At 53.7% G+C, this 374-nt stretch carries 1 protein-coding gene; it reads right to left on the reverse strand.

All coding sequences use genetic code 11. The features are described from left to right. Nucleotides 1–374, reverse strand: a 374-nt coding sequence (locus BUE76_RS07790; protein ID WP_143313435.1) for a transposase, incomplete at both ends; no start/stop codon positions are given.

The raw sequence follows: 374 nt of genomic DNA on the forward strand, positions 1-374 counted from the left end.
TTTATCTGTAACGCGGCTGATGGTGGCAGGAGAAGCCTCCAGCCCGTACATATCCATGAGGTGATCGCGGATGTCTGCATAAGAGGCCCCACGGGCATACAGGGCTATAATCTGCCGGTCCAGGTCTACGCCTAAGGTCTTGTGCCGCTTGGGGATTATCTCCGGCTCAAAGGTGCCGTTGCGATCACGTGGGGTGACAATCTCTATGTTGCCTACAGGTGTTTTGACCCGTTTTCTACCTTTACCATTCTTGCGGTCCGGCTCTGGAGTTTGGTCTATGTGAGCTTCCAGTTCGCCCTCCAGGGCTTCTTCCAGGAACTCTTTGAGCAAGGGAGTGAACACGCCGTCTCTACCTAAAAGCGTCTCACCCTTTT

Source organism: Cnuella takakiae, from assembly GCF_001953305.1.
Lineage (GTDB): Bacteria > Bacteroidota > Bacteroidia > Chitinophagales > Chitinophagaceae > Flavisolibacter > Flavisolibacter takakiae.